Source organism: Paraburkholderia sp. J10-1 (genome assembly GCF_905220165.1).
In the GTDB taxonomy this organism is placed as follows: domain Bacteria; phylum Pseudomonadota; class Gammaproteobacteria; order Burkholderiales; family Burkholderiaceae; genus Paraburkholderia.
In genome coordinates, this window is sequence record NZ_CAJMYW010000021.1 from 22,566 (window position 1) to 44,424 (window position 21,859).

A 21,859-nucleotide genomic window follows, 5' to 3' on the forward strand; every position below is an offset into this window, starting at 1 on the left:
GGGGTGCTGCGTCAATTTCAATGTTCTAATGGTCTGCATTAGACGCGCGAATGGTCTGTGGCGTCGTGCACACTAGAATGTCGCGCACTTGCTCGCCTGCGCGCAGGCGAGCAAGGATGCCGGGTTCCGCACGGTCGGATGCCAGCGCTGCGTCGATGACCATCAAGAGCGATTCGGTGTCGGAGACGAGAACCCCATTGTCGTCGGCGATGACAATCGATCCTGGAGCGACGGTTACGCCGCCGCACTGTACCGGTACGTTGAACCCGCTCAGGTTGTCGTCGAGCCGCTTGGTTGTCAGTGCACTTGTGCCGAGTGCGAACACAGGGAGCCCTATCTGCCGCAATTCAACAAGATCGGTAGCGACGCCGTTGATCACGATTCCCTCCGCTCCCGCACACTGCGCAGCGGTTGCCGTAACTGCGCCCACGCAAGCGTGTTCGTGATCACCTTGCATGTCGATTACGAGCACATCACCGGGCGTCAATTGTGCCAACGCGCGATTGACGGCAATCGCGTCAGGGCTATGCAACTGGAGCGTGACAGCGCGGCCGACGACCTTCACGTTCGGTACAAGTGCCCTGAGTGCGTAGCTCGCGAAGCCTGCTTCAAGGTAGTGGCCGAGTGTGGGCAGGCTGACGTCGCGCAGACGTTGTGCGAGCGATTGATCGAGTGTGACTGTCATGGTGGTCGTCCCGTCCATATTGCGAGCACGTCACGCGCGGTCTGATGTCGTGGCGTTAGGGCTGACAGTGAGATCGCGCTTAAGCGTTTCGGTCAACAAGAGTAACGCGGCGGCAGACACCAGCGCGGATACGACCATGAACCAGGCGACTGACGACCCGCGACCGGTGGCGGCGAGCAAAGCGGTCGTGACGATTGGTGTGGCAGCGCTTCCGAGCAGGCCAGACAGCATGTAGCTGACCGACAGGCCTGAGTAACGCACTTCGGTGCCGAATAGCTCAGCGAGAAACGTCGCGATCGGCCCATAGTTTGCCGCGAACGCAGTCATCATCAGCAGGTAGCCAGCGAGCGCGAATACGAACTCGCGAGTGTCGAGTAGCCAAAACATCGGGAACGCGAGCAGCGCCTCGGCGAGGATGCCGCCGATGATTACCGGCTTGCGACCAATACGATCGGATAGTCTGCCGAAGATGGGCAGCATAGCGATGCACGTGGCACAGGCGAACAATGCGATGGAGAGCATTGCACTGCGCGAGAAGCCGAGGGTTTGGGTTCCGTACGTGAGGCCGAATGCAACCATCATATTGAACGAGGTGCCGGTCGACATTGTTGCGATGCCGCCGAGCACAACCTGCTTTCCGTAGCGACTGAATACGGTCGCGAGTGGCAGCTCGACGTGCGCGCTCGTGTCCTTGAGCTTTTCGAAGCTCGGTGTCTCGGACGTGTTCAGGCGGATGTAAAGGCCGAAGCCAACGAGCAGCGCGCTCGCGAGGAAGGGTATGCGCCAGCCCCACGAGAGCAAATCGGCAGGCGAAAGTGCGGCGCTGCTAGCGAGGAATGCGAGGTTCGCGATGAGTGTCCCCGCAGGCACGCCGATCTGTACCCACGAACCAAATAGACCGCGGCGGCTCGCAGGCGCGTGTTCGACGGCCATTAGCACCGCGCCGCCCCATTCGCCACCAAGCGCCAGCCCCTGAACGATGCGTAGCGTTAGCAGGAGAATGGGTGCCCAGATCCCGATCGCGCTGTAGCCGGGTAGAAGGCCAATTGTAAATGTCGCGCAGCCCATCAAGATTAGCGACACCAGCAACATCGATTTGCGGCCGAGGCGGTCACCGAAGTGGCCGAACAATGCCGCGCCGACGATGCGCGCGAGATACGCAGATGCGAATGTGCCGAAAGCGAGCAGCGTACCGACGAGCGGCACGAAGCTCGGAAAGAACACCTTGTTGAAGACGAGAGCGGAGGCGGTAGCAAACACGAATAGGTCGTACCATTCGACCGTCGTCCCAATCACGCTCGCGATAGCGATGCGTTTCATGTCATTGGGGCGCGAGTGATGCACGGGGGAAGAGGCGGCGGGTCGAACCGTGGCCATGGCGTTCTCCGAATGGGGCGATCAGCGTTGAGTGAGAGGCCGCGCGACGGGCACGGCACTGACGCCTTTATCGGAAGCCAAAAACAATAAGTAAAAGTGTGTTTTTTGATCCTTTGTATTAATGGCGTTGATGATTGCTGGTGGCTGCTCATGCGCCGTAGTGAGGACATCGTCGGCGACGGCTTGTCTGTTGCCTTCCTTCATACTAGCGTGCATCTTCGCCCTAACTATTGAGCTGTTTTCCCGAAGAGATAGCACCAATTACTGCTGTTCCTCCTTGAATTCCCAGTCAAGTCGCTTCAGGAACAGCCGCCACTCAGACCTCTGATCAGAAAAAATCCAACATTCCACGTCTGCACCATCGATGCGCCCCAAGGGCTTAATCAGTGCCTCGACGCTCAAGCAATACGACTCGTAGTCCTCTCCGGTCATGCTAGGCGCGATTCCGCGCCATCTTGTCGATCGCGGCAAACGGTTTCGGAATGGTATGCGATTCGGCCATAATGTCATTTACATAATAGAAATTGCCGAAATTTCATCTTGTTCAGGCTATTTTCAGATGTCCGCTTCGGACATCTGAAAATGGCTTTGACAAATTTCGTATTATTACGGGTGGTTCGAATATATTCGAGCTACTTATCTTCTTGCACATCAAGCCCATAGCACCTCCACCCACGATACCGAATGCGGAAAGATTGCGACGTCAGACGGCTGAGCGCCCCGAGGTCAGATCTCGTCCTCAGCGAACACGCTGTGCTCGGCAAGCACGGAGTCCTTGTCGACGCACTGCACGTGCCAGTGCCCAACAACGCTTGATCCGCTTTCGCGTTCAGTGCAGCACCAGAGTGCCTCGCCTGATTCCCCCTCGAACGGGCCAGTTTGGGCTTCCATGGCGAGGCCGTCGAGGATGAACAGGGGGCGCGCATCATGCTGATCGCACACCACCGTGCCGCGCTCATCGACCCGCAGCTTTCCCCAGTCGGGAAATTGGAGGCCGGCATGACCTTCGCGCGACCACTTGTGGGTGTCGTTGTCGAGCCAAAGGATCGCATAGGCACTCGGGTCAAGACGGTCGAAAGTGCCGAGATGGAGCGTGATTCGCATGAATTTCTCCGGTCGTGTTCGTGGCTTCGTGATCTGCTGCAGCAGTCGGCGGACATATCGACTGTACGTGCAGCGGCAAGCTTGTACATGCGTCAGGGTGTCGCTTGTTGCCGCTTTATACTTACTAGGGCGCCGCGGCGGTTCCTCGTCTACCGATTTGAATTCGGCAGGGCTCACGATTTTGATGTACTCGATGTCTGGCTCGTGTTCGAAGAGGACGGCGCCTGATGCACGCAATCGCCCGCTTCGACGAGCGTTTCCTTGTCGCCGTACACGAAGCGCGCCCAGTCTTTGAGCATGCTGACGATTTGAAAATCTGCCTCATGCCGGTGCCAGCCCGCGCCCAACTTCGGCGCAAGATTTGCCCTAAAAAGTTGCGTGACCACCTGTGACCCTCACGATTTCCAGATCACGATAGACAAAGAAATAGCGCAGCCCAGTGCGCGTGAATGACGTGTCCTGCGGCTTGACGTGCGAAAGACCCGTGGTAAGTCCGGTTTGCATGGCAGATCTCCCGAGTGCGATGGAAGAAGAGGCACCAGGTTTAGCAAGCACGACGCGTTCCAGCATCCTAATTTTGGCTTGGCACCCGGTGGTGGGTGCCCTGTTTCCCGATTTGTGACAGAACTAGATCGGCTTCGAGCTATCCGTGGGCTGGCTCGCATCGACGCCTCGCTTCTGGCTGACGTACACCGTTTCCGCGAGAGCCAGCCCTCGTGGCACTTCGCCTCATATGTGATACGTGGTGAAAGTTCGCGAGAGCGCCCCGGTCAACGGCAGAGTACGAGCGCAGCGTCCACCGTCCTTGCTGGCGCAGGGCGCTTCGGGCGGCATATCGACTGCGCTCATTCAGGTGGGCCGTGCTGCTTGCTTCGAGGTGTGGGCCACGACGCGCAATGACGGGGGTGCCGCGATCGGCGAGCGCCTCTGCGCCAACCGTATATCCCACCACGGCGATCAGTTGCCGCGCCGCGCTGGGCAATCGTCGACAACATCGGGGCCGTGACCTGGACGGACAGCCTGAGGGCGGTCACACGCGGCGGCGTCGTGGTGGTCAACGGGGTGACTGGTCGCGTGGCCGGGAGTGCCCGCCAAGGACGTCGCGTATGCCCACGGCTTTACGAGCGCGTCCGACTTCACAAGTGCCTTTTGACGCGCCTATGGTATGGCACCGCAGGACGTGCGGGTGCATAACTCCCGAGCGAGCGAGGATGGATTGATCGATTGATCGCGCGGAGACCGTCATTAGCAGATTGACTCAGTGGTGCATTGGCGGCGCCGAGAGCTGGTGTGCGAAGAGCCAATAATGTTCACAAACATTTTGACGAATGCGATAAATAACCTTATGTTAAATTTGAAGCGTGACCACAGAGTCGGACAGAGCAGCGTGCGTTTATCCAGTTCGTCAGCGCGGCCGCGACAAAGTGTTTGTGGCGGCACATGTGCGTTTTGTTCCCCGTCTCTGATTGTGGGTGGGTCGCCTCCCACCGCAGTAGTTGTCACGGATTGGACCGTATCGGTTACGCGCAGCGCCGGACGTCACACCCGCGATTGTCACGGGCACGCGCCGTCCGTTCGCCGGGCCTGGACGGTACGTCCTGGCAGAGGAGGATCAGACCGGCGATGGCTCCGCTTGCGAATGGACCTCGAATACGGCAATGGCGCGGCGCTGGGCGGCCACCTGTTCGTTTAGCGAGGCCGCCGCATCTGCCGCTTGTTGCACTACCACCGCATTCTTGCGAATCACCTGGTCCATACGACTCACGGCCTCGTTGACCCGCCCGATCCCCCCGCGCTGTTCTTCTGACGCGTCGAAAATGTTGTCGTTGATCTCAACCACGCGTTTGATCGCGCCCCGAACGTCCACCATCGCCTGCAAGACGTGGCCAGAGTGCACGGCCCCGCCGGAAATCGCATCGGCCGAGACCCGGACCAGAACCTTGATCTCCTTCGCTGCGATAGCTGCGCGCTGCGCGAGGCTGCGGACTTCTCCGGCGACAACCGCGAAACCCCGCCCGTGCTCGCCTGCGCGCGCAGCCTCAACAGCCGCATTCAGCGCCAGAATGTTGGTCTGAAAAGCGATTCCTTCGATGAGCGCGGTAATCTCCACGATCTTCGCCGAGCTTGCGGAGATGTTGTCCATCGTACCTCTCATCTGCTCGACTGCGGCCATACTGGTATCGGCCGCAAGCGACGTCGCGTTGGCAAACTCCGCTGCCTGGCGCACATGATCCGAGTTACGTTGAACCGACAGGATCAGTTCATCCATACTTGCCGCCGTTTCCTCTAGCGACGCGGCTTGCCGCCTCACGCCTGCCGAGAGGTCGGTACTACCGTCGGCTATTTGACTGGACGCATTCATAATCGCGTCGCTTGAAACCTTGATCGTCAGAACGGTCCTTGCGAGATGCCTGTCCATCGCCCGGAGTGCCCGCAGCAACTGCCCGAACTCACCCCGCAAGCTGATTCCCTCGGCGTGACCCAGCCGGCCTTCGGCGATTCGCCGGGCTACGCCAAGTGCGACCTTCAACGGACTCGTAATCGCCCACACCAGCCAGGCGGACGCGGCGGTGGCTGCAGCTATGCCGAGACCGATTGCGCCAAGCACCGTCCGTCGCAATGCGTTGAACGTGGCGTTGCCCCGTTCAGCCAACCGCCGCGCCTGCATCGCGCTCAACGCGACGTCGCGGCCGATCGCGTCGGACACCGCATCGCCGGTTTCCGTGAGTTCATCGATCGTGAATGCTGCCATGTCCAGATTTCCAGCGCGTAGCACCGAGACAACGTCGTCCGACTGCGTTCGGAAAACTGAGAGTTCCTTCGCCACCCGATCAGCAAGTCGGCGCTCATCGGGCGTGGCAATCTTCGCTGGGTAATAGTCACGCCAGGCCAGATCGAGCCTTTGCTGCTCTTCGCCGATGCTTGCAACAAGTTCTGCGGCCCTGTCCTGGTCACGCAACGCCTGAATGTAACGCATCTGAAGGCGAATCTTCAGAGCCGCCGCCTGTACGGCGGCGAGATCTTCGATTGGCACAGTGCTCTCCGAATACATGCTGCCCATATCTGCGCTGAGCCGGGCGAGACCGCGAATGCCCATCACACCAATGGACGCCATCAACGCGACGCAAACGCCTAGCGCCAGCATGATCTTGAACCGGATAGTGCCTGTGAATGCCCTCATTGAACAAGTCCATATACTAAGGAACCCTTATAACCATAGTGCCTGGTCGACAGGCATACTGGCGATCCGATACTTCCACCGACGTCTTCCACACTATCTAGCGTAAACCCAGCGACACTCGCCCGCGCCGATCAGTTGTGCGCTGGGCGGCGCGATAATGTGCTGCATGCGCACGCTTTCCGTGTACACGCAGCCTATGAGCAATCAAGCTTTTTTGTTATAGGCACCACACCAACCTTTGGCCGCGACCTGTTTGCCGCCGAACATCGGGCACGGAGCGAACGCATCATTCGATTTACCTTGATAGAACGTGCAGTTACTACACACCTGACCCGCTGTGTACTTCGGATACTTCGCCTTGTCGACCTTTGTTGCGTCCGCCCTGTAGCCGAGCGCGAGCGACGCCGAATCGGCTTCCGACACCTTGGCCTGATCGGCAAAAGCAACACGGGACAGTGCTAGTCCCGAAGCAACAGCCGCGGTCGTCATCATAAAAGTACGGCGAGACTTCCTCATTCAAATACTCCTTCATTGTTACATCGCGTGCGACCAAGGCACAGGGTTATTGAGAATCTATGGCCCGAAAGTGAGCGACGATTGGCGTATGGACAGGATCAGGTTTTCAGCGCCCCAAAAATCTCGCTCAACATCGACTTCGCATCGCCGAACAGCATGCGATTGTTGTCCTTGTAGAAGAGCGGGTTGTCCACGCCGGCATAGCCTGAGGCCATGCTGCGCTTCATCACGATCGACGTCTTCGCCTTCCACACTTCGAGCACCGGCATGCCGGCGATCGGGCTCGCCGGGTCCTCCTGCGCCGCCGGATTCACGATGTCGTTCGCGCCGATCACCATCGAAACGTCCGCCTCCGGGAAATCCGTGTTGATCTCGTCCATCTCAAGCACGATGTCATACGGCACCTTCGCTTCGGCCAGCAGCACGTTCATGTGGCCCGGCATGCGCCCCGCTACCGGATGAATCGCGAACCGCACGTCGACGCCCTTCTCGCGCAGCAGCTTCGTCAGTTCGAAGACCGTGTGCTGGGCCTGCGCCACGGCCATGCCATAGCCCGGCACGATGATCACGCTCTTCGCGTCGCGCAACAGCTCGGCAGTTTCGGCGGCGCTCACCGCCACCACCTCGCCGGCAGGTTGCGCGCTCGCGCCGCCCGCAGTTGCGGGCACGCCCGCGCCACTGCCGAAGCCACCGGCAATCACACTGATGAAGTTGCGGTTCATCGCGCGGCACATGATGTACGAAAGGATCGCGCCCGACGACCCCACCAGCGCGCCGATCACGATCAGCAGGTCGTTACCCAGCATGAAGCCGGTGGCCGCCGCCGCCCAGCCCGAGTAGCTGTTGAGCATCGACACCACCACGGGCATGTCGGCGCCGCCGATCGCCATCACCATGTGCACACCGAACAGCAGTGAAATCACCGTCATCACGACGAGCGGCAGCATGCCGTCCTGAATCGTCTCTGCATGCAGGAACGCGCGACCGTAGTAGATCACGATCAGCAGCGCGGCCAGATTCAGCCAGTGTCGTGCCGGCAGCAGCAGCGGTTTGCCGCCGATCTTGCCCGACAACTTGCCGAACGCAATGACCGAGCCCGCGAAAGTCACTGCACCGATCAGGATGCCTACATAAATCTCGACTTCGTGAATTGCCTTCTCGGCGCCAGTGAATTGTACTGACGTATCGATGTAACTGGCGAAGCCCACGAGGCACGCCGCCAGGCCAACCAGACTGTGCATCAGCGCGACCAGTTCAGGCATCTGCGTCATCTGCACTTTCTTCGCGGCGAACAGGCCGACGGCGCCACCGACGACCAGCGCAGCGACAACATACGGAATGCCTTCGGCCGACACGCGCGGACCGAGCACCGTGGCGAGCACCGCGATGAGCATGCCGATCATGCCGAGCAGGTTGCCGCGGCGCGCGGTCTCGGGATTGGCCAGGCCGCCAAGGCTCAGGATGAAGAGAATCGCCGCGCCGATATAGGAGACGGTAGTCAGATTGGAAGTCATTGTTATCGTCCCCTTATTTGCGGAACATCGCCAGCATGCGGCGCGTCACTGCGAAGCCACCGAACATGTTGACGGCCGTGAGTGCCAGCGCGCCCACAGCCAGGCCCAGGATCAGACCCGATGGCCGGTCACCCGCCGCGGAACCGCCCAGCGGCGGCGCGACCTGCACCAGCGCACCGATGGCGATGATCGACGAGATCGCATTGGTCACGCTCATCAGCGGTGTGTGCAGCGACGGCGTGACGTTCCAGATCACCATGTATCCGATGAAACAGGCCAGCACGAATACCGTGAAGTGCGAGAGGAACGTGGCTGGCGCAAACAGCCCCACCATCAGGAAGGCGAGCGCGCCGATGCCGAACGCGATGGCCAGCGACTTCGCCGACATCGGCTCGCTGCTGCCGTGGCCCTTCTTCGGCGCGACTGCCGCCGCAGCGGGCTGGGCTTTGGGCGCGACAGCCGGCTGCTTGATCGGCGGCGGCGGCCAGGTAATGCTGCCTTCCTTGATGACCGTGAGGCCGCGGATGGCGTCGTCATCGAAATCGACGTTGATCGTGCCGTCCTTCGTCTTGCACAGTTCCTCGACCACGCGCAGCAGATTGTTGCCATACAACGTGGACGATTGCCTGGCCAGACGCGAAGCAAGATCCGTGTAACCGACGATGGTCACGCCATGGCGCACCACCGCCTCGCCGGGCACGGTGAGTTCGCAGTTGCCGCCCTGCTCCGCTGCCATGTCCACGATCACGCTGCCCGGCTTCATCGACTGCACCATTTCGGCGGTGATGAGCTTCGGAGCCGGCTTGCCGGGAATCAGCGCCGTGGTGATGATGATGTCCGCGTCTTTCGCCTGCTGCGCGTACATCGCGCGCTGCGCCTGCTGGAAGCCCTCGCTCATGACCTTCGCGTAGCCGCCGCCGCCCGAGCCTTCCTCGTCGTACTCGACCTTGACGAATTCGCCCCCCAGGGACTTGACCTGGTCGGCCACCTCGGCGCGCGTGTCGTTGGCTCGCACGATCGCGCCGAGACTGGCCGCGGTGCCGATGGCAGCCAGGCCCGCTACGCCCGCGCCAGCGATGAAGACCTTCGCAGGCGGGACCTTGCCGGCGGCGGTGACCTGACCGTTCAGGAAGCGGCCGAACGCATGGGCTGCCTCGATCACCGCGCGGTAGCCGCTGATGCCGGCCATCGAGGTGAGCGCGTCCATCTTCTGCGCGCGTGACAGCGTGCGCGGCAGCGAATCGATCGCCAGCACGGTAGCGTGCCTCGCGGCCAGCTGCTGCATCAGTTCGGGGTTCTGGGCCGGCCACACAAAGCCGATCAGCATGCCGCCCTCGCGCATCAGCGCCACTTCCTCGCTGCTCGGGGGGCGCACTTTGAAAACGATGTCACTGCGGGCCCAGAGTTCGGCGGCCGTTGCCACGACCTCGGCACCCGCCGCACGATACGCCTCGTCGCCAAAGTTCGCGCCTGCGCCGGCACCGCTTTGTACGGCAACCGGGAACCCAAGCTTGATCAGTTTCTCGACCACCTCGGGCACCGTCGCAACGCGCCGCTCTGCGGCAGCCACTTCCTGAGGAATACCAATCAGTAATGTCATAGGGAAGATTGAATGTTCACATTGCTATCGGTCGTCGCAAGAATTGCGGGCGTGGCAGCGACGGTGAAGTCACACCAGCCGTGCGACGGGTCAGTCGCCCGCGCAGAAAATCGTCGGTGTGATGTTGGTGAAGTTCCTCACGTCGCCCATCACCTCGGCGGTTTTGGCGGAGGAAAGCGCCGCATCGATCCCGATCTGATCGCTGAAACGCAGGATCGCTACGCATGCGAAGGGTTGTGGCATTGGCGACGGAAACAGGACCTCGGCCGACTTCAGACCAAACTCACTCCACGCCGAGCGGACAAGCGGAGCATGGTTCGAAAGGTAGTAGTCGCGGTCAAACGTCCCGCCTTCGGTGCTCGGGTAACTCACGATCAGGGTAGTCATATTCAGTCCCGTGTTGAGATGCAGTTGAGAGTTGCGTTAGGTGGATGCGCCAGCGCCTTGCATTCGTGCCGGCATCGCGCGCGCGCGGCGCAGCATTTGCCAGCCGAACAACAACATCCATAGCGGCAGCACCAGCACGACGATCATCTCGCTGGCATTCGAAAACGCGTCGAGATCCGGAAACAAGCCGAACAGGAAGAAGATCCCGAAAGCCCAGCCGACGATCTTGAGCAGAATCGATCCCTTCCAGCCATCCTTCTTGAGCACGTTGGCGGCAATCGGCGTCCAGAAGAGCACGAGCGGGCCCTCAATCCACCAGAGGCCGTTTTGCGTCCCGTTGGCTATCGCAGTCCATACTGCCGCCGCAGCGTTTCTCGTGGCATCGTCGCCGCCCGCGTAAAGATGGGCCAGCGGATGAAGGATCGCAAACTGCATGACAGCGCCGGTTACGCCAACCATGACGTACAACACGACGGCCATCGCCACCATGTTGCCAAGCGCACCCAGCTCTTCGCGAAATACGTGCACAAAGTATCCGCCAATGACGAGGAAAGGCAGATAGAACCCAAAAGTGTCGGCGACCATGCACCAGCGGAACAGATCGCGAGTATCCGGTTGCAAGGCCAGCATCGATGCTCCGTGCAGCACCATATCCGCATCCGGGCCCGTGACCACGAATGACAAGCCGACATTCGCGTACGCCAGAATTCCACCGATGATTGCGCTCCAGGCCGTGAAGAGCATGGCCTTATGCGAGGTTTGATTCATCATTGATCTCCGGGAAAGGTCAGGTTCGGTAAGGCGTGGGCGAGTTCAGCGCGACTCTGCCATTTTTGGCGCGCTCCAAAGCGCAGTAGCCGTAATAGATCGCCGGCATGAAGTAGGCCCATGAGCACAAAGCAAGCGTAAAAAAATTGAGAAAGACGTTCGTTTCTTCGCCCGGTATTTTGTAAAAGTCGTAAATGGCGGCAATGCCCAGCGACGTTACCAGAGCAACCCCTACGGCCAGAGCACTCAGCATTTCGCCAATTTCCAGAAGCCGCTTGATGAAGTACACGAGATATACCGATAGCAGAATCCACATCGTCAGATAGAAGTAGGGCAAAATCCCGGCGATGAAATCTGCTCCCACTAGAACAAATGTGAGCGCAAACGAGACGACGAATGCCGTGACGTCTTGACGAATTGACGGCTTGTATCCATGCGTAATCGCCATCAGGCCCGCGACAGCGATGATGGGCATACCGAATCCGCGAGAAAACGCATCGAAGAAGTGTGCGACCTCATAGGAAACTGCATTTCCGGTAGCAAAAAAACCAATGGCGTTCGTCGCCGAAGTACCGACGATCCACATCTCCAGACCAAGAAGATAGTTTCGCTTCCTGACGATCTTCCAGCCGTAGAAAAACGAGCTCAGTGCCAGCAAGGCACTGGAAAGCATAAGAACTACAGATCTGAGGTCCATGACTAAACTCCCAACGCAGGTTGCATTTGATGGATCAATTCTTCTTCGGGTCAAGGCTTGCCAGATAGGTGGCAATGGCTTTGCGGTCTTCGGGCGAAAAACCGGTTGCAAGGTTTTTCATGACACCTGTGGGTTCGCTGCGGGTGCCGGAAGCGAACTCGTCGAACTGCGCGAGCAGATAGTCGTATCCCTGACCAGCCAAACGCGGAAACTGGTCGTGGCCCATCAATTGAGCGCCGTGACAGGCAGCACAATTGCCCGCGGCCACCAGACGCTGTCCCTTCTCACGCAGTTGCGCATCCGGCTCGAAGTAGTGATTCGCGACCGGAGTCACCCCGGCAAAATATTCAGCCAGCGATTTGATCTGCGGATCGCTCATTGTCATCGCGAGGGGTCCCATGTTCGGATTGCGGCGCGCCTGACTCGCGAAATTGTGAAGCTGGGTCTCCAGATAGGGTGCCGGCTGCCCGGCGAGACTCGGATACCCCTGATGGAGTGAATTGCCTTTGACGCCGTGGCAGCCCATGCAGACGTCGGTCACATGCGGCCAGGGGCCGCCGTCAGCCAGGTAAGCCGTGGTCGATGCTGCGAGATAGCGCTGCAGCCGGTATAGACCCAGCAGATCCGAGCCGAAAATGGCCAGCAACAGGGCAATAACCAGAGGAATGCCAATCAATAGTGTTTTTTTCATCGTTACCCCCTACGCCCGGCGCAGCGCATTGAGCGCCTGAAGCGCGCCCTGATGGCCGGAACGCACGGCGCCATCCATATAGCCGGCCCAGATATTCGCAGTCTCCGTCCCCGACCAGATCAGCTTGCCGCACGACGGGCGAAGCGCCTCGCCGTGAGTACTCCAGAATCCCGGCGGAATGGCGGAAACGCAGGTCAGGGTCCACGGATCGATCCGGGCCCAGTCCTGATCGTGGTAGGCGATGGGAGACAGTGCTTCATCGCCCCACGCCTGCGCATAGAACTGCTTTTGCATGGTCATCGCCGCGTCCCGTTCGGACGGCACCTTTGCATTCTCGATGAACGCGTTGATGACCCCGATCTCGCCGCCCGGTGGGGAATTGTCGTAGGCCCAGAGGATGGGGCCATTGACCTGGAAGATGCTGCCGTTCATACCCTTGTCGCGCCAGAACGGACGGCGATAGACCATGGCCGTCTTCCGTGCCGGGGAATGCGCGGGCCAGGCGCGCTGCAGGGCCGCACGCTTTTCAGGCAAAGGTGGGTCGAACTGCACCTGATGACACAAAGCCGGATGGATGGCCATGATGACGGTTCGTGCCCGCACCTCTCCATGGTCGGTATGCAGGGTGACGACGTCGCTGTCCCATCCGGAAACCAGGCGGACCGGAGAAGACAGGCGCACCTTGTCGCCCAGTTGCTCGGCCATCTTGATGCTGAGAATTTGCGAGCCACCGATGAAGCGCGTTTCCTGGGCGCTGTGCTTGATGCTGTCGAGTTGCGAGTAATCGCAATCCGCAGAATTAACCATCGACAGGAAGTGCAGCAACCCCATCTTCGCCGGCGCCGCGCCGCCCGAAAGCGTGATGCTGTCATTCCATGCGACCTGATCTTCAGGCTTGATATTCTGCTTTTCCAGCCAGTCGCCAACCGAAAGCTTGTCCAGTTCGCCGACCTTCGGGGACGTCCACGGTGCACCACAAGGTACGTCGCGTGAGAGCTTGCTGAGCTTGGCCGCGATCGCCTCATCGGTGCCGAACGTGCCTTTCAGATCGACTGCCACGCGGCCGTCACCGCCCAGCATGACCGTACTTCCGTCGTAGTAGGTCGGGAAGGTGCCGACACCGAGTTCGCGTGCGAGATCCGCGACGGCGGTCTGGCCGGGCCCAATCCATTGCCCGCCAACTTCCGAGACGTACCCGCCGGGGATGTTGTAATTGAACGTTCGCCCACCCACGCGATCGCGGGCTTCAAGCACCAGAAAGGACTCGCAGCCCGCGTGGCGCAAGTCGCGCGCGGCGGTCAGTCCGGCCAGCCCCGCTCCTACGATGGCGACGTCGAGAATGCCGTCCGCGCCTGGCGCGGCCTTGGTGACCGCGGCATACGCCTGTTGGGTGCTCATGGCGAGCGTACCCACGGCAGCAGCCGAGGCACCGGCATATTTGAGCCATTGCCTGCGCTGCAGGTTTGCAGCGCCGTCTGGGGAAGATTTTTTTACCATAGTGCCTCTGTCTACGTGAAGAAGGCTCTCGCTCTGCGCGTGTCAAGGAAACCGCCCCGCTCAGGCGCCGTGCTCGATATCCGGTCGATACACCACGCCCCGCAACGCCTTCGAATGCCTCTGCGAATCATTCGTGCGCCGCGGCCGGTACCGCGAGATCCGCCGCTCCGGCGGCGTATTTATAGAACATACAACCAAAGATAGGTCATGATACCAACTTCGTGAACGAGAAAATAAAGGGTATTCCCCGGTTTTTTCAAAAGATGCTTCGTGACATCCCACTTTCGGACGCCCGCCAAGGCACCAACGCGCGGCGCCATGTAGCGAGTTTGACGATCCGCTCAAATGATCAGGATCAGCCCGGCATCTGCCCGGAAATCACACGAGCAACTCCAGGCTATGCGCTCAGGTTGACGACGCCAGTTCCGGCACGACCGTGAACAGGTCGCCCACGAGGCCGTAGTCGGCCACGCTGAAGATCGGTGCTTCTTCGTCCTTGTTGATTGCGACGATGACCTTCGAGTCCTTCATGCCGGCCAGATGCTGGATCGCGCCCGAGATGCCGACTGCTACGTACAGTTGCGGCGCGACGATCTTGCCCGTCTGACCGACCTGATAGTCGTTCGGCACGTAGCCAGCGTCCACTGCTGCACACGAGGCGCCCAGTGCGGCGTTCAGCTTGTCGGCGAGCGGCTCCAGCACCTTCGTGTAGTTCTCGCCGCTGCCAAGTCCGCGGCCACCCGAGACGATGATCTTCGCGCTTGTGAGTTCCGGACGGTCGAGCTTCGTGACTTCACGGCCGACGAACTGCGTGAGGCCGCTGTCTGCTGCGGCTTCGAGCTTTTCGACCGCTGCGCTGCCGCCTTCTGCCGCGACTGCATCGAATGCGGTCGTGCGGACCGTGATGACCTTGACCGGATCAACCGATTGCACCGTCGCAATCGCGTTGCCCGCGTAGATCGGACGCTCGAACGTGTCCGGCGAATCCACAGCGGTGATGTCGCTGATCTGCGCGACGTCGAGCTTCGCAGCGATACGCGGCGTGACGTTCTTGCCCGCTGCCGTTGCCGGCGCGAGGATGTGCGAGTAGTTCTTCGCGATCGCTACAACCGTCGCTTCGACGTTCTCGGCAAGACCATGTTCGAGTTGCGGCGCGTCGGCGAGCAGCACCTTCGCAACGCCTGCGATCTTCGCGGCTGCGTCGGCTGCCTCCTGCGCGTTGTGGCCCGCGACCAGCACGTGCACATCGCCGCCAATCTTCTGTGCTGCTGCGACCGTGTTCAGCGTCGCGGCCTTGATCGACTGATTGTCGTGTTCGGCAATAACCAGATTCGTCATTTTCGTCTCGCTCCTTACAGCACCTTGGCTTCCGTCTTCAGCTTCTCGACCAGCGTCTTCACGTCCGGCACCTTCACGCCAGCGCTGCGCTTGGGCGGCTCGACAACCTTCAGCGTCTTCAGACGCGGCGTGACGTCAACGCCCAGGTCTTCCGGCTTGACGATCTCGAGCGGCTTCTTCTTCGCCTTCATGATGTTCGGCAGCGTGATGTAGCGCGGCTCGTTCAGGCGCAGATCCGTCGTGACCACTGCGGGCAGCTTCAAGGAAAGCGTTTCCGCGCCGCCATCCACTTCACGCGACACGGTCGCCTTGCCGTCGGCCACGACCACCTTCGATGCGAACGTGGCTTGCGGCAGGTTCGCCAGCGCGGCGAGCATCTGGCCGGTCTGGTTCGAATCGTCGTCGATGGCCTGCTTGCCGAGGATCACGAGTTGCGGCTGTTCCTTGTCGACCAGCGCCTTCAGGAGCTTGGCGACGGCCAGCGGCTGCAGGTCTTCGTTCGACTCGATGAGGATCGCGCGATCCGCGCCGATCGCCAGCGCCGTGCGCAGCGTTTCCTGCGCCTGCGTCACGCCCGCGGAAACGGCGATGACTTCCGTCGCCACGCCCGCTTCCTTCAGACGCACCGCTTCTTCCACAGCGATTTCGTCGAACGGGTTCGTCGACATCTTCACGTTGGCGATGTCGACACCCGCTCCGTCAGACTTCACGCCGACCTTCACGTTGGCATCCACGACCCGCTTCACTGCCACCAACAATTTCATTGCTGCTCCTCGCTCAATCCATTTGTGCTGCTTACGCTTGTCGCCGGAATGATCCCTTCTGCCTTCCACACCTGCTCGACGCGCAGGAAGTCTTCCCTGTTTCGTGCCCTGGTCGCGGCACTGGGCGGATAATCGACCCAACGCGTCGGAAGCATCCCCTCCTCTCCGGCCTGCAGGAGCTCGGCCCGGACCTGTGCGCGGGTTTTGCCCGGCGCCGGGCCGACGTCCGCACCCGTCTGCCCGGCCACGCGAGCCGCCTCGGTTTGCGCACTCGGGTCATTCTCCACTCCACGCGCGGCGGACACGGAATGCGAAATGGATTGCTCAGGACGGGGAGCGCCACCACCACGCGCCTGAGCCGATATGGCGACGGCCGTTAGCACAGCAGCGAGAGCGGCATGATTCAATATGGCACCAACATTCATGTCGTACTCCTAAAAAATAAATGAATTCGAAACCAAATTGATGGCACTCACGACAAACCAGCGACTACCTGACGACCCGATCCAGGTGCCATGGAGCCTCAACGCGAGGCAAATCCATCGCCGCCGACGGCTTGGTCACTCCTTCGTCCAGCCGTCCTGATAGAGTCTTCCTGCAAGCACGCCCAGACGCAGCGTGAGGTGATAATTCTCGCCGTCTTCGATCAGCGCAGAGCGCACATCGCGGAACAGCTTCTCAATTGGGAACTCGCGGGTGGTGCCGTTGCCGCCAAAGAGTTGAAATGCCTCATTCGTGATCTTCATTGCTTCTTCAGTCACGCTGACCTTGGCTTGGGCCGTTGCGTACGGATGGCTCTTTGGAGACAGACGGGAGAAAGCGAGACTGCGTCGCGCAGTCGCACGCGCCATCTCCAGTCGGCGCAGCATCTCACCCACACGCAGTTGAGTCATCTGGTGGTCGATCAACAGCGCCCCACCTTGCTTGCGCTCGTGGCAATAATCCAGCGCGAGTTCGAACGCAGCGCGCGCCACGCCGACGAACACCTGGCACATGTGCGTACCGGCGAAGGACCACGTCGAGGCCAGATTGCCGAGATAGTCATCCTGCAGTGCAATGGCGAAGCGCCTGGGCACCTTCACGTTGTCGAAGTAGATCTCGCCCTGCGGCAACGAGCGCTGGCCAATCTTGTCGAGTGGCTTGCCACGCGAGATACCCGGCAGATCGAGCGGAAGAATCATGCCGATGCCGTTCGTGAATGCACTTCGCTCGCCGGCGCCATAGAAACCATCGCCATAGTCCGCCGCCATATACGCAAGCGCTACCTGCGCGACCGAGCCATTCGAGATCCACGCGGAACTTTGTCCGTTGATTACGATTTCGTCTGCGCCCACTTTCGCAGTCAAATTACCCACAGGTTGTTTGCCAGCAGCGCTGATCTCTTCGCGGTAGAGAATCGCGGCATCGGTGCCGCGGTCGGGCTGCGTGTTCATCCAGCAACCAATCTTGCCGGTGCACATGTCGATCAGCTCCTGATTACCGACTGACTGCGCCATCATCAACGGAGCAGGCGCCACGCCGATCGAGACGGCAAGCCCTGCATCACCCCAGCCGAGCTCTTCGCCGATCAGCGATTCAATGCGCACGGCCATGTCTGGCGGGAGCTGCGCAAGCAGTTGCGGATCGAGGCCCAACTTTGCGCTCTCCATCATGGCCACCCAGTACGGCGAGCCCGGCGCGATCACTTCCTCCGGCGCCATGCGGTCCAGTTCGCGGCCGACGGGCTTCAGCACGTCACGTGCAAAACGGTGAACCGTATCCTGTATCGCACGTTCCTCCTCGCTCATTGGCGTTTCGAAACCGGTCAATCCTGCCAGCGGCAACCCTACGGACTTGTGCAGTCGAATCATTTCGGTACTCCTCTCCTGGACACATGTGGACCGGACTGCCCCGCAACCCGGTCGCCTCATTTATAGATCAACATGACAAACATAGGTAACAATACAAAACACGAGTTCAAAAAAAAAGACAGGGTATTCCCCTGTCTTTCTCTTCGCTGGCAGAGTTACGTGGCTGCTAGGCCGTCTCGGCGTCCACCGTCTTCCCCCATACCAGGTTACGCGCGGTCTCGAGGAACATCGCCTCAAACCCTCGCATATACGCGCGCTTGCTGCGCGGGGTGCCCAGATGGATGGTCATACCATCCACCATCGAAGTGAGCAGTACGGCGATATGGGTACTCTCGGCCGCCCCACGCTCCGGATTCGCGGCACGAATGAGCTTGGCGAGTTCGCTCGTCAAGGTGTCGTACCATTCGTCCCGCATCTGTGCGCACTCGGGGTCGGTAGAGGCAAACGAAAAGAAATGCCACCACAATGGGATGTTCTTCGAGTCTTTCGCGTCCTGCACTGACTGATCGAGAATGGCTTCGATCGTCGCACGCGGCGAAGCGTTGTTCTGGAGAGCCTGCTTCAGGACATTGAGATACGAGTCGATCACCGGCGCCATCACCGCCCGCACGACGTCAGGTCGCGTCGGGAAATAGTACTGGAGGTTGCTGACACTGATTCCCGCCTTCAGGGCGACAGCACGCAGCGAGAAGTCCATGGGGCCATTCTCGAGCAGAAGCTTCCTTGCCACACGAATAATGGCATTGCGCGTACGTACGCCCTGAGCCCGCAGGCCGTCGGGGGGGGTTCCCGTGGAAGGTGCTGCGCTCGACGTGCGCCGCTTACGGGTGCTTGGCTCTTTTGGCACTGTCATCGCTTTCCGCCTTGAGTGAGCTAGACGCCTCGCCGGAGAGGCAACGCGGTCACACAAACCGCTTCCTAGGTAAACATGACTATACCTTACACCAGGCTGAAACTCCATCCGCATGGCATGGCATGGCCCGCTATAGCGTTCGTGCGCGCTCTTCATCACGCTCAAACGCTATAGCCAAACACCGAATCGCTCGCACAGTGCCCCAATGAGGCCGCGTCGACGTGTGTTTGCCGAAGGCGTCCCTTACCTCGACGCGCGTTACGCCCGCAGCGCCTGGGCGGCGCGCGCCTTGCTGTTCACGCGGTCGTCGAGCGCGTTTACCACGCCTAACGCCGCGTTCATAACGCACCATCGCAACGGCTCGGGCAGTGTCGATGGCGTCTTGTGATCGAGCGCCGAAAGGAGCGGATTATCGATGCCGTGAATCCGCCCGGCAATCATGTTGCCCACCATGGACTGCGCGGCCACGCCATGTCCGGAGCACCCGGCACTGTAGAAGATGTTCCGATGCGACCCCGTGGCTCCGACAACCGGAAGCGCGTCATTGGCCAGGCTGATATAGCCGCTCCAGCATGCCCTCAACGCGATGCCCTTGAGGGTTGGGAAGCGGTCATGCAGGGCCGTGCGCAGCTCGCGATAGGACTCATAGTCGGGCACGTTCGGCGTCCTGGAGCCGTATGGGTAATGGATACGCTTCGTCGTCACCACGAGCGTGTTATTGACGGTCAGGCGGTGGCTCTCCATGGTCCAGTGTGCCGTCACGATGCCTTCGCGTCGCGGCCAGTCCAATGCCTTGCGCTGGGTATCAGAGAGCGGCTCGGTCTCGATCGCCGAGACCCGTAGCGGCACAACCTTGTCCGCAAGCAGGCCGAGTTGCGGCGTATAGGCGTTGGTGGCCAGGATCAGCGCCGGAGCACTCGCACTGCCGCGCGGGGTTTGCACCTTGATGACCGGCCCCTCGGTGTAAGACAGCAGTGGCGTGTTCTCATAGATCTTCACGCCTGCGCGCAACGCCGCGCGCCTGAGCCCCATTACGTATTTGCCGGGGTGGAGCGTGCCGCCGCGCGGCACGTAATTGCCGAACAAAAACGCTGGCGGAATGCCACGCGCGCGCATCTCGGCCTGGTCGAGAAACTCCGACTGAAAGCCCAATCCGGCGCCCGTTTGCATGTCCTCGCGCACCTTCTCCTCCTGTGCAGGATCAATACCCGCACGGATAATGCCGCTCTGGTTGTAGTCGCAGTCGATCTCGTACTCCTTGAGCTTCCCCTCCACGAAGGGAACGGCGTCCTCGTAGTAGCGGACGATCTCCTTCCCTTTCTCGTTACCCACGCTCTTGAGAAAGAGATCGTATTCGAGCGCGAGTGCGCCAGCCAGATAGCCCGCATTGCGACCACTTGCACCAAAGCCGGCAAATTCGCGCTCGAGCACGACCACTTTCGCTCCATGCCTGACCAGTTCCAGCGCAGCCGAAAGCCCCGCAAAACCGGCGCCGACGATGACCACGTCCGCATTCACGTCGCCGGTGAGTTCTGGCCGCATGTCGCCTGGTCTTTCTACCCAGCCGCCGAGCGCGCGGTACTTTTCCAGGTCGGCAGTCATTTTGGCTTCCTCCACAGGGCCAGGCGATTCGACGCGCGAGCATTGCGTAGCCGCCACCGCCGGCACCACCACGGCTGCTGCCGCCGCGCCCTTGATGAAGGTGCGGCGGCTCACTCCGGGCCGCGGGCCGCCCTGTTGTCCTGTCTGTGCTTCCGTTGTCTCGCTCATACATGCTCCATCAAGTCTTGCTCAGAATGTGGACGGCAAGCGCCGCCTCTTCGATGCCCTGAAATCCACCACCGTTTTCCTGAATCGCGTGGTGTGCACCCGGCACCTGGCGCGCGCCCGCTTCTCCACGCAGTTGAGCAACCAGTTCGTAGAGCTGACCGATTCCTGTGGCACCCAGCGGGTGTCCCTTCGATTCGAGGCCGCCCGATGTATTGATGGGAATGCGCCCGCCGAGGGCGAACTCGCCGCGCTCGGCAGCGGGACCGCCCTGACCGGGCGGCACCAGTTGCAGGTTTTCGGCCTGGATGATTTCGCCCATCGCCGATGCGTCGTGCACTTCGGCGACGTCCATGTCCTCGGGGCCGAGGCTCGCCTGCTCGTAGGCCTGCAGCGCCGCAAGACGGCCAATGTTCCTCTCCGGCTCGTCGATACGTCGATGCGTGAAGCTGCGCACGACGCTCGCTGCAACCCGGATGCAGCGGCTGCGGTCAGCACCGATGCGCCGCAACCCCTCCCCGCTGCACAGGATCGCCGCCGCCGCGCCATCCGAAACCGGCGCGCACATGGGCAGTGTGATCGGATATGTGATCGGTGGCGCTGCAAGGACCTCGTCGATCGTGAACGCCTGGCGAAACTGCGAATACGGGTTATGCACCGAATGCAGATGGTTTTTCGACGACACGGCGGCGATCTGGCGCTGAGTGGTGCCGTAGGTCTTCATGTGATACCGGCACAGCGCGGCATAGACAGACATAAAGCGGCTATAGGGCCGGTCGGACTCCGATCCGGGCGGCGGCTCGATGCCTTCGCCGAGCTTCATCAGGCTGGCGAAGTTCTCGTCGACGCGCGACACGTCCCACCCCGCCTCGAACAGGGCGAATGACTTCGCCTTGTCCGGCACGTTCATCTTTTCCGCGCCGAGCGCGAGCGCGACATCGCAGGCGCCCGACCTGAGTGCCTGGACCGCGAGATGCACCGCGGTGCTGCCCGATGCGCAGGCGTTCTCGACGTTGTAGACCGGAATGCCTTCGATCCCGATCTTGCTGAACACGACCTGCCCCGGAATGGATAGCTGGCCCTGCAGCGGCCCGTTGGTAATGCCGGCATAGAAAGCCGCGCCGATCGCAGTCGCGTCGCAACCTGCATCCTTCAACGCTCCGCGCAGTGCTTCGCCCGCGAGATCGTCAATGCTGCGTTCAAAGTGCCTGCCGAACACGGTCATCGCAATACCGGCAATGTAAATATCGCTCATGGTGATTTATTCGTG

Annotated in this window: 20 protein-coding genes and 1 pseudogene; all 21 read right to left on the minus strand. The window is 60.8% G+C overall.

Annotated features, from left to right (window positions below; translation table 11 throughout):
* Positions 1 to 25 precede the first annotated feature (25 nt).
* Positions 26 to 685 carry an RraA family protein gene (locus tag U5A65_RS35740; RefSeq protein ID WP_321949204.1) on the minus strand — a complete coding sequence of 220 codons (660 nt, stop codon included), beginning with the start codon at positions 683 to 685 and terminating at the stop codon, positions 26 to 28.
* 30 nt (positions 686 to 715) lie between these two features.
* A complete protein-coding gene (locus U5A65_RS35745) occupies positions 716 to 2,062 on the minus strand; it encodes an MFS transporter (RefSeq protein WP_321949205.1) in 1,347 nt (448 codons plus the stop codon).
* A 21-nt stretch (positions 2,063 to 2,083) separates the two neighbouring features.
* Positions 2,084 to 2,266, minus strand: a complete 183-nt coding sequence (locus U5A65_RS35750; protein ID WP_321935603.1) for a hypothetical protein — start codon at positions 2,264 to 2,266, stop codon at positions 2,084 to 2,086.
* Between the two features lie 522 nt (positions 2,267 to 2,788).
* Positions 2,789 to 3,166: a DUF3564 family protein gene (locus tag U5A65_RS35755; protein WP_321949242.1), complete on the minus strand. Its 378-nt coding sequence runs from the start codon at positions 3,164 to 3,166 to the stop codon at positions 2,789 to 2,791.
* Positions 3,167 to 3,301: 135 nt separating this feature from the next.
* Positions 3,302 to 3,670: pseudogene (locus U5A65_RS35760) on the minus strand (cupin); the annotation flags it as partial.
* A 1,108-nt stretch (positions 3,671 to 4,778) separates the two neighbouring features.
* On the minus strand, positions 4,779 to 6,347 hold the full coding sequence (locus tag U5A65_RS35765) for a methyl-accepting chemotaxis protein (protein WP_321917653.1): 1,569 nt from the start codon (positions 6,345 to 6,347) through the stop codon (positions 4,779 to 4,781).
* A 204-nt stretch (positions 6,348 to 6,551) separates the two neighbouring features.
* Complete coding sequence (locus U5A65_RS35770) at positions 6,552 to 6,863, minus strand: high-potential iron-sulfur protein (RefSeq protein ID WP_321917655.1); 312 nt, start codon at positions 6,861 to 6,863, stop codon at positions 6,552 to 6,554.
* 98 nt (positions 6,864 to 6,961) lie between these two features.
* Positions 6,962 to 8,377, minus strand: coding sequence for a Re/Si-specific NAD(P)(+) transhydrogenase subunit beta (pntB, locus tag U5A65_RS35775; RefSeq protein WP_321949206.1), 1,416 nt, complete (start codon positions 8,375 to 8,377; stop codon positions 6,962 to 6,964).
* A gap of 13 nt (positions 8,378 to 8,390) precedes the next feature.
* On the minus strand, positions 8,391 to 9,977 hold the full coding sequence (locus U5A65_RS35780; RefSeq protein ID WP_321949207.1) for a Re/Si-specific NAD(P)(+) transhydrogenase subunit alpha: 1,587 nt from the start codon (positions 9,975 to 9,977) through the stop codon (positions 8,391 to 8,393).
* Positions 9,978 to 10,067: 90 nt separating this feature from the next.
* Positions 10,068 to 10,364, minus strand: coding sequence for an EthD family reductase (locus tag U5A65_RS35785; protein WP_321917660.1), 297 nt, complete (start codon positions 10,362 to 10,364; stop codon positions 10,068 to 10,070).
* A gap of 36 nt (positions 10,365 to 10,400) precedes the next feature.
* A complete protein-coding gene (locus U5A65_RS35790; protein ID WP_321949208.1) occupies positions 10,401 to 11,108 on the minus strand; it encodes a hypothetical protein in 708 nt (235 codons plus the stop codon).
* A gap of 43 nt (positions 11,109 to 11,151) precedes the next feature.
* Entirely contained in the window at positions 11,152 to 11,829 is a 678-nt protein-coding gene (locus tag U5A65_RS35795; protein ID WP_321917663.1) for a hypothetical protein, read from the minus strand.
* Between the two features lie 34 nt (positions 11,830 to 11,863).
* A complete protein-coding gene (locus U5A65_RS35800; RefSeq protein WP_321949209.1) occupies positions 11,864 to 12,520 on the minus strand; it encodes a c-type cytochrome in 657 nt (218 codons plus the stop codon).
* Positions 12,521 to 12,529: 9 nt separating this feature from the next.
* On the minus strand, positions 12,530 to 14,017 hold the full coding sequence (locus tag U5A65_RS35805) for a flavin monoamine oxidase family protein (RefSeq protein ID WP_321949210.1): 1,488 nt from the start codon (positions 14,015 to 14,017) through the stop codon (positions 12,530 to 12,532).
* A 405-nt stretch (positions 14,018 to 14,422) separates the two neighbouring features.
* On the minus strand, positions 14,423 to 15,355 hold the full coding sequence (locus tag U5A65_RS35810) for an electron transfer flavoprotein subunit alpha/FixB family protein (protein ID WP_321949211.1): 933 nt from the start codon (positions 15,353 to 15,355) through the stop codon (positions 14,423 to 14,425).
* Between the two features lie 14 nt (positions 15,356 to 15,369).
* Positions 15,370 to 16,119, minus strand: coding sequence for an electron transfer flavoprotein subunit beta/FixA family protein (locus U5A65_RS35815; RefSeq protein ID WP_321949212.1), 750 nt, complete (start codon positions 16,117 to 16,119; stop codon positions 15,370 to 15,372).
* On the minus strand, positions 16,116 to 16,544 hold the full coding sequence (locus U5A65_RS35820; protein ID WP_321917670.1) for a DUF4148 domain-containing protein: 429 nt from the start codon (positions 16,542 to 16,544) through the stop codon (positions 16,116 to 16,118). Before U5A65_RS35820 ends, U5A65_RS35815 begins: the two co-directional genes overlap by 4 nt.
* Positions 16,545 to 16,679: 135 nt before the next feature.
* On the minus strand, positions 16,680 to 17,969 hold the full coding sequence (locus U5A65_RS35825) for an acyl-CoA dehydrogenase family protein (protein ID WP_321917672.1): 1,290 nt from the start codon (positions 17,967 to 17,969) through the stop codon (positions 16,680 to 16,682).
* Positions 17,970 to 18,135: 166 nt separating this feature from the next.
* The gene (locus U5A65_RS35830) at positions 18,136 to 18,978 is read right to left on the minus strand and encodes a TetR/AcrR family transcriptional regulator (protein ID WP_321917693.1); all 843 of its coding nucleotides are present in this window, start codon (positions 18,976 to 18,978) and stop codon (positions 18,136 to 18,138) included.
* A gap of 102 nt (positions 18,979 to 19,080) precedes the next feature.
* Positions 19,081 to 20,424 (minus strand): FAD-dependent oxidoreductase, encoded by a 1,344-nt coding sequence (locus tag U5A65_RS35835; RefSeq protein WP_321917695.1) that lies wholly within the window; start codon positions 20,422 to 20,424, stop codon positions 19,081 to 19,083.
* A gap of 178 nt (positions 20,425 to 20,602) precedes the next feature.
* Positions 20,603 to 21,844 carry a thiolase family protein gene (locus U5A65_RS35840; protein WP_321949213.1) on the minus strand — a complete coding sequence of 414 codons (1,242 nt, stop codon included), beginning with the start codon at positions 21,842 to 21,844 and terminating at the stop codon, positions 20,603 to 20,605.
* Positions 21,845 to 21,859 lie beyond the last annotated feature (15 nt).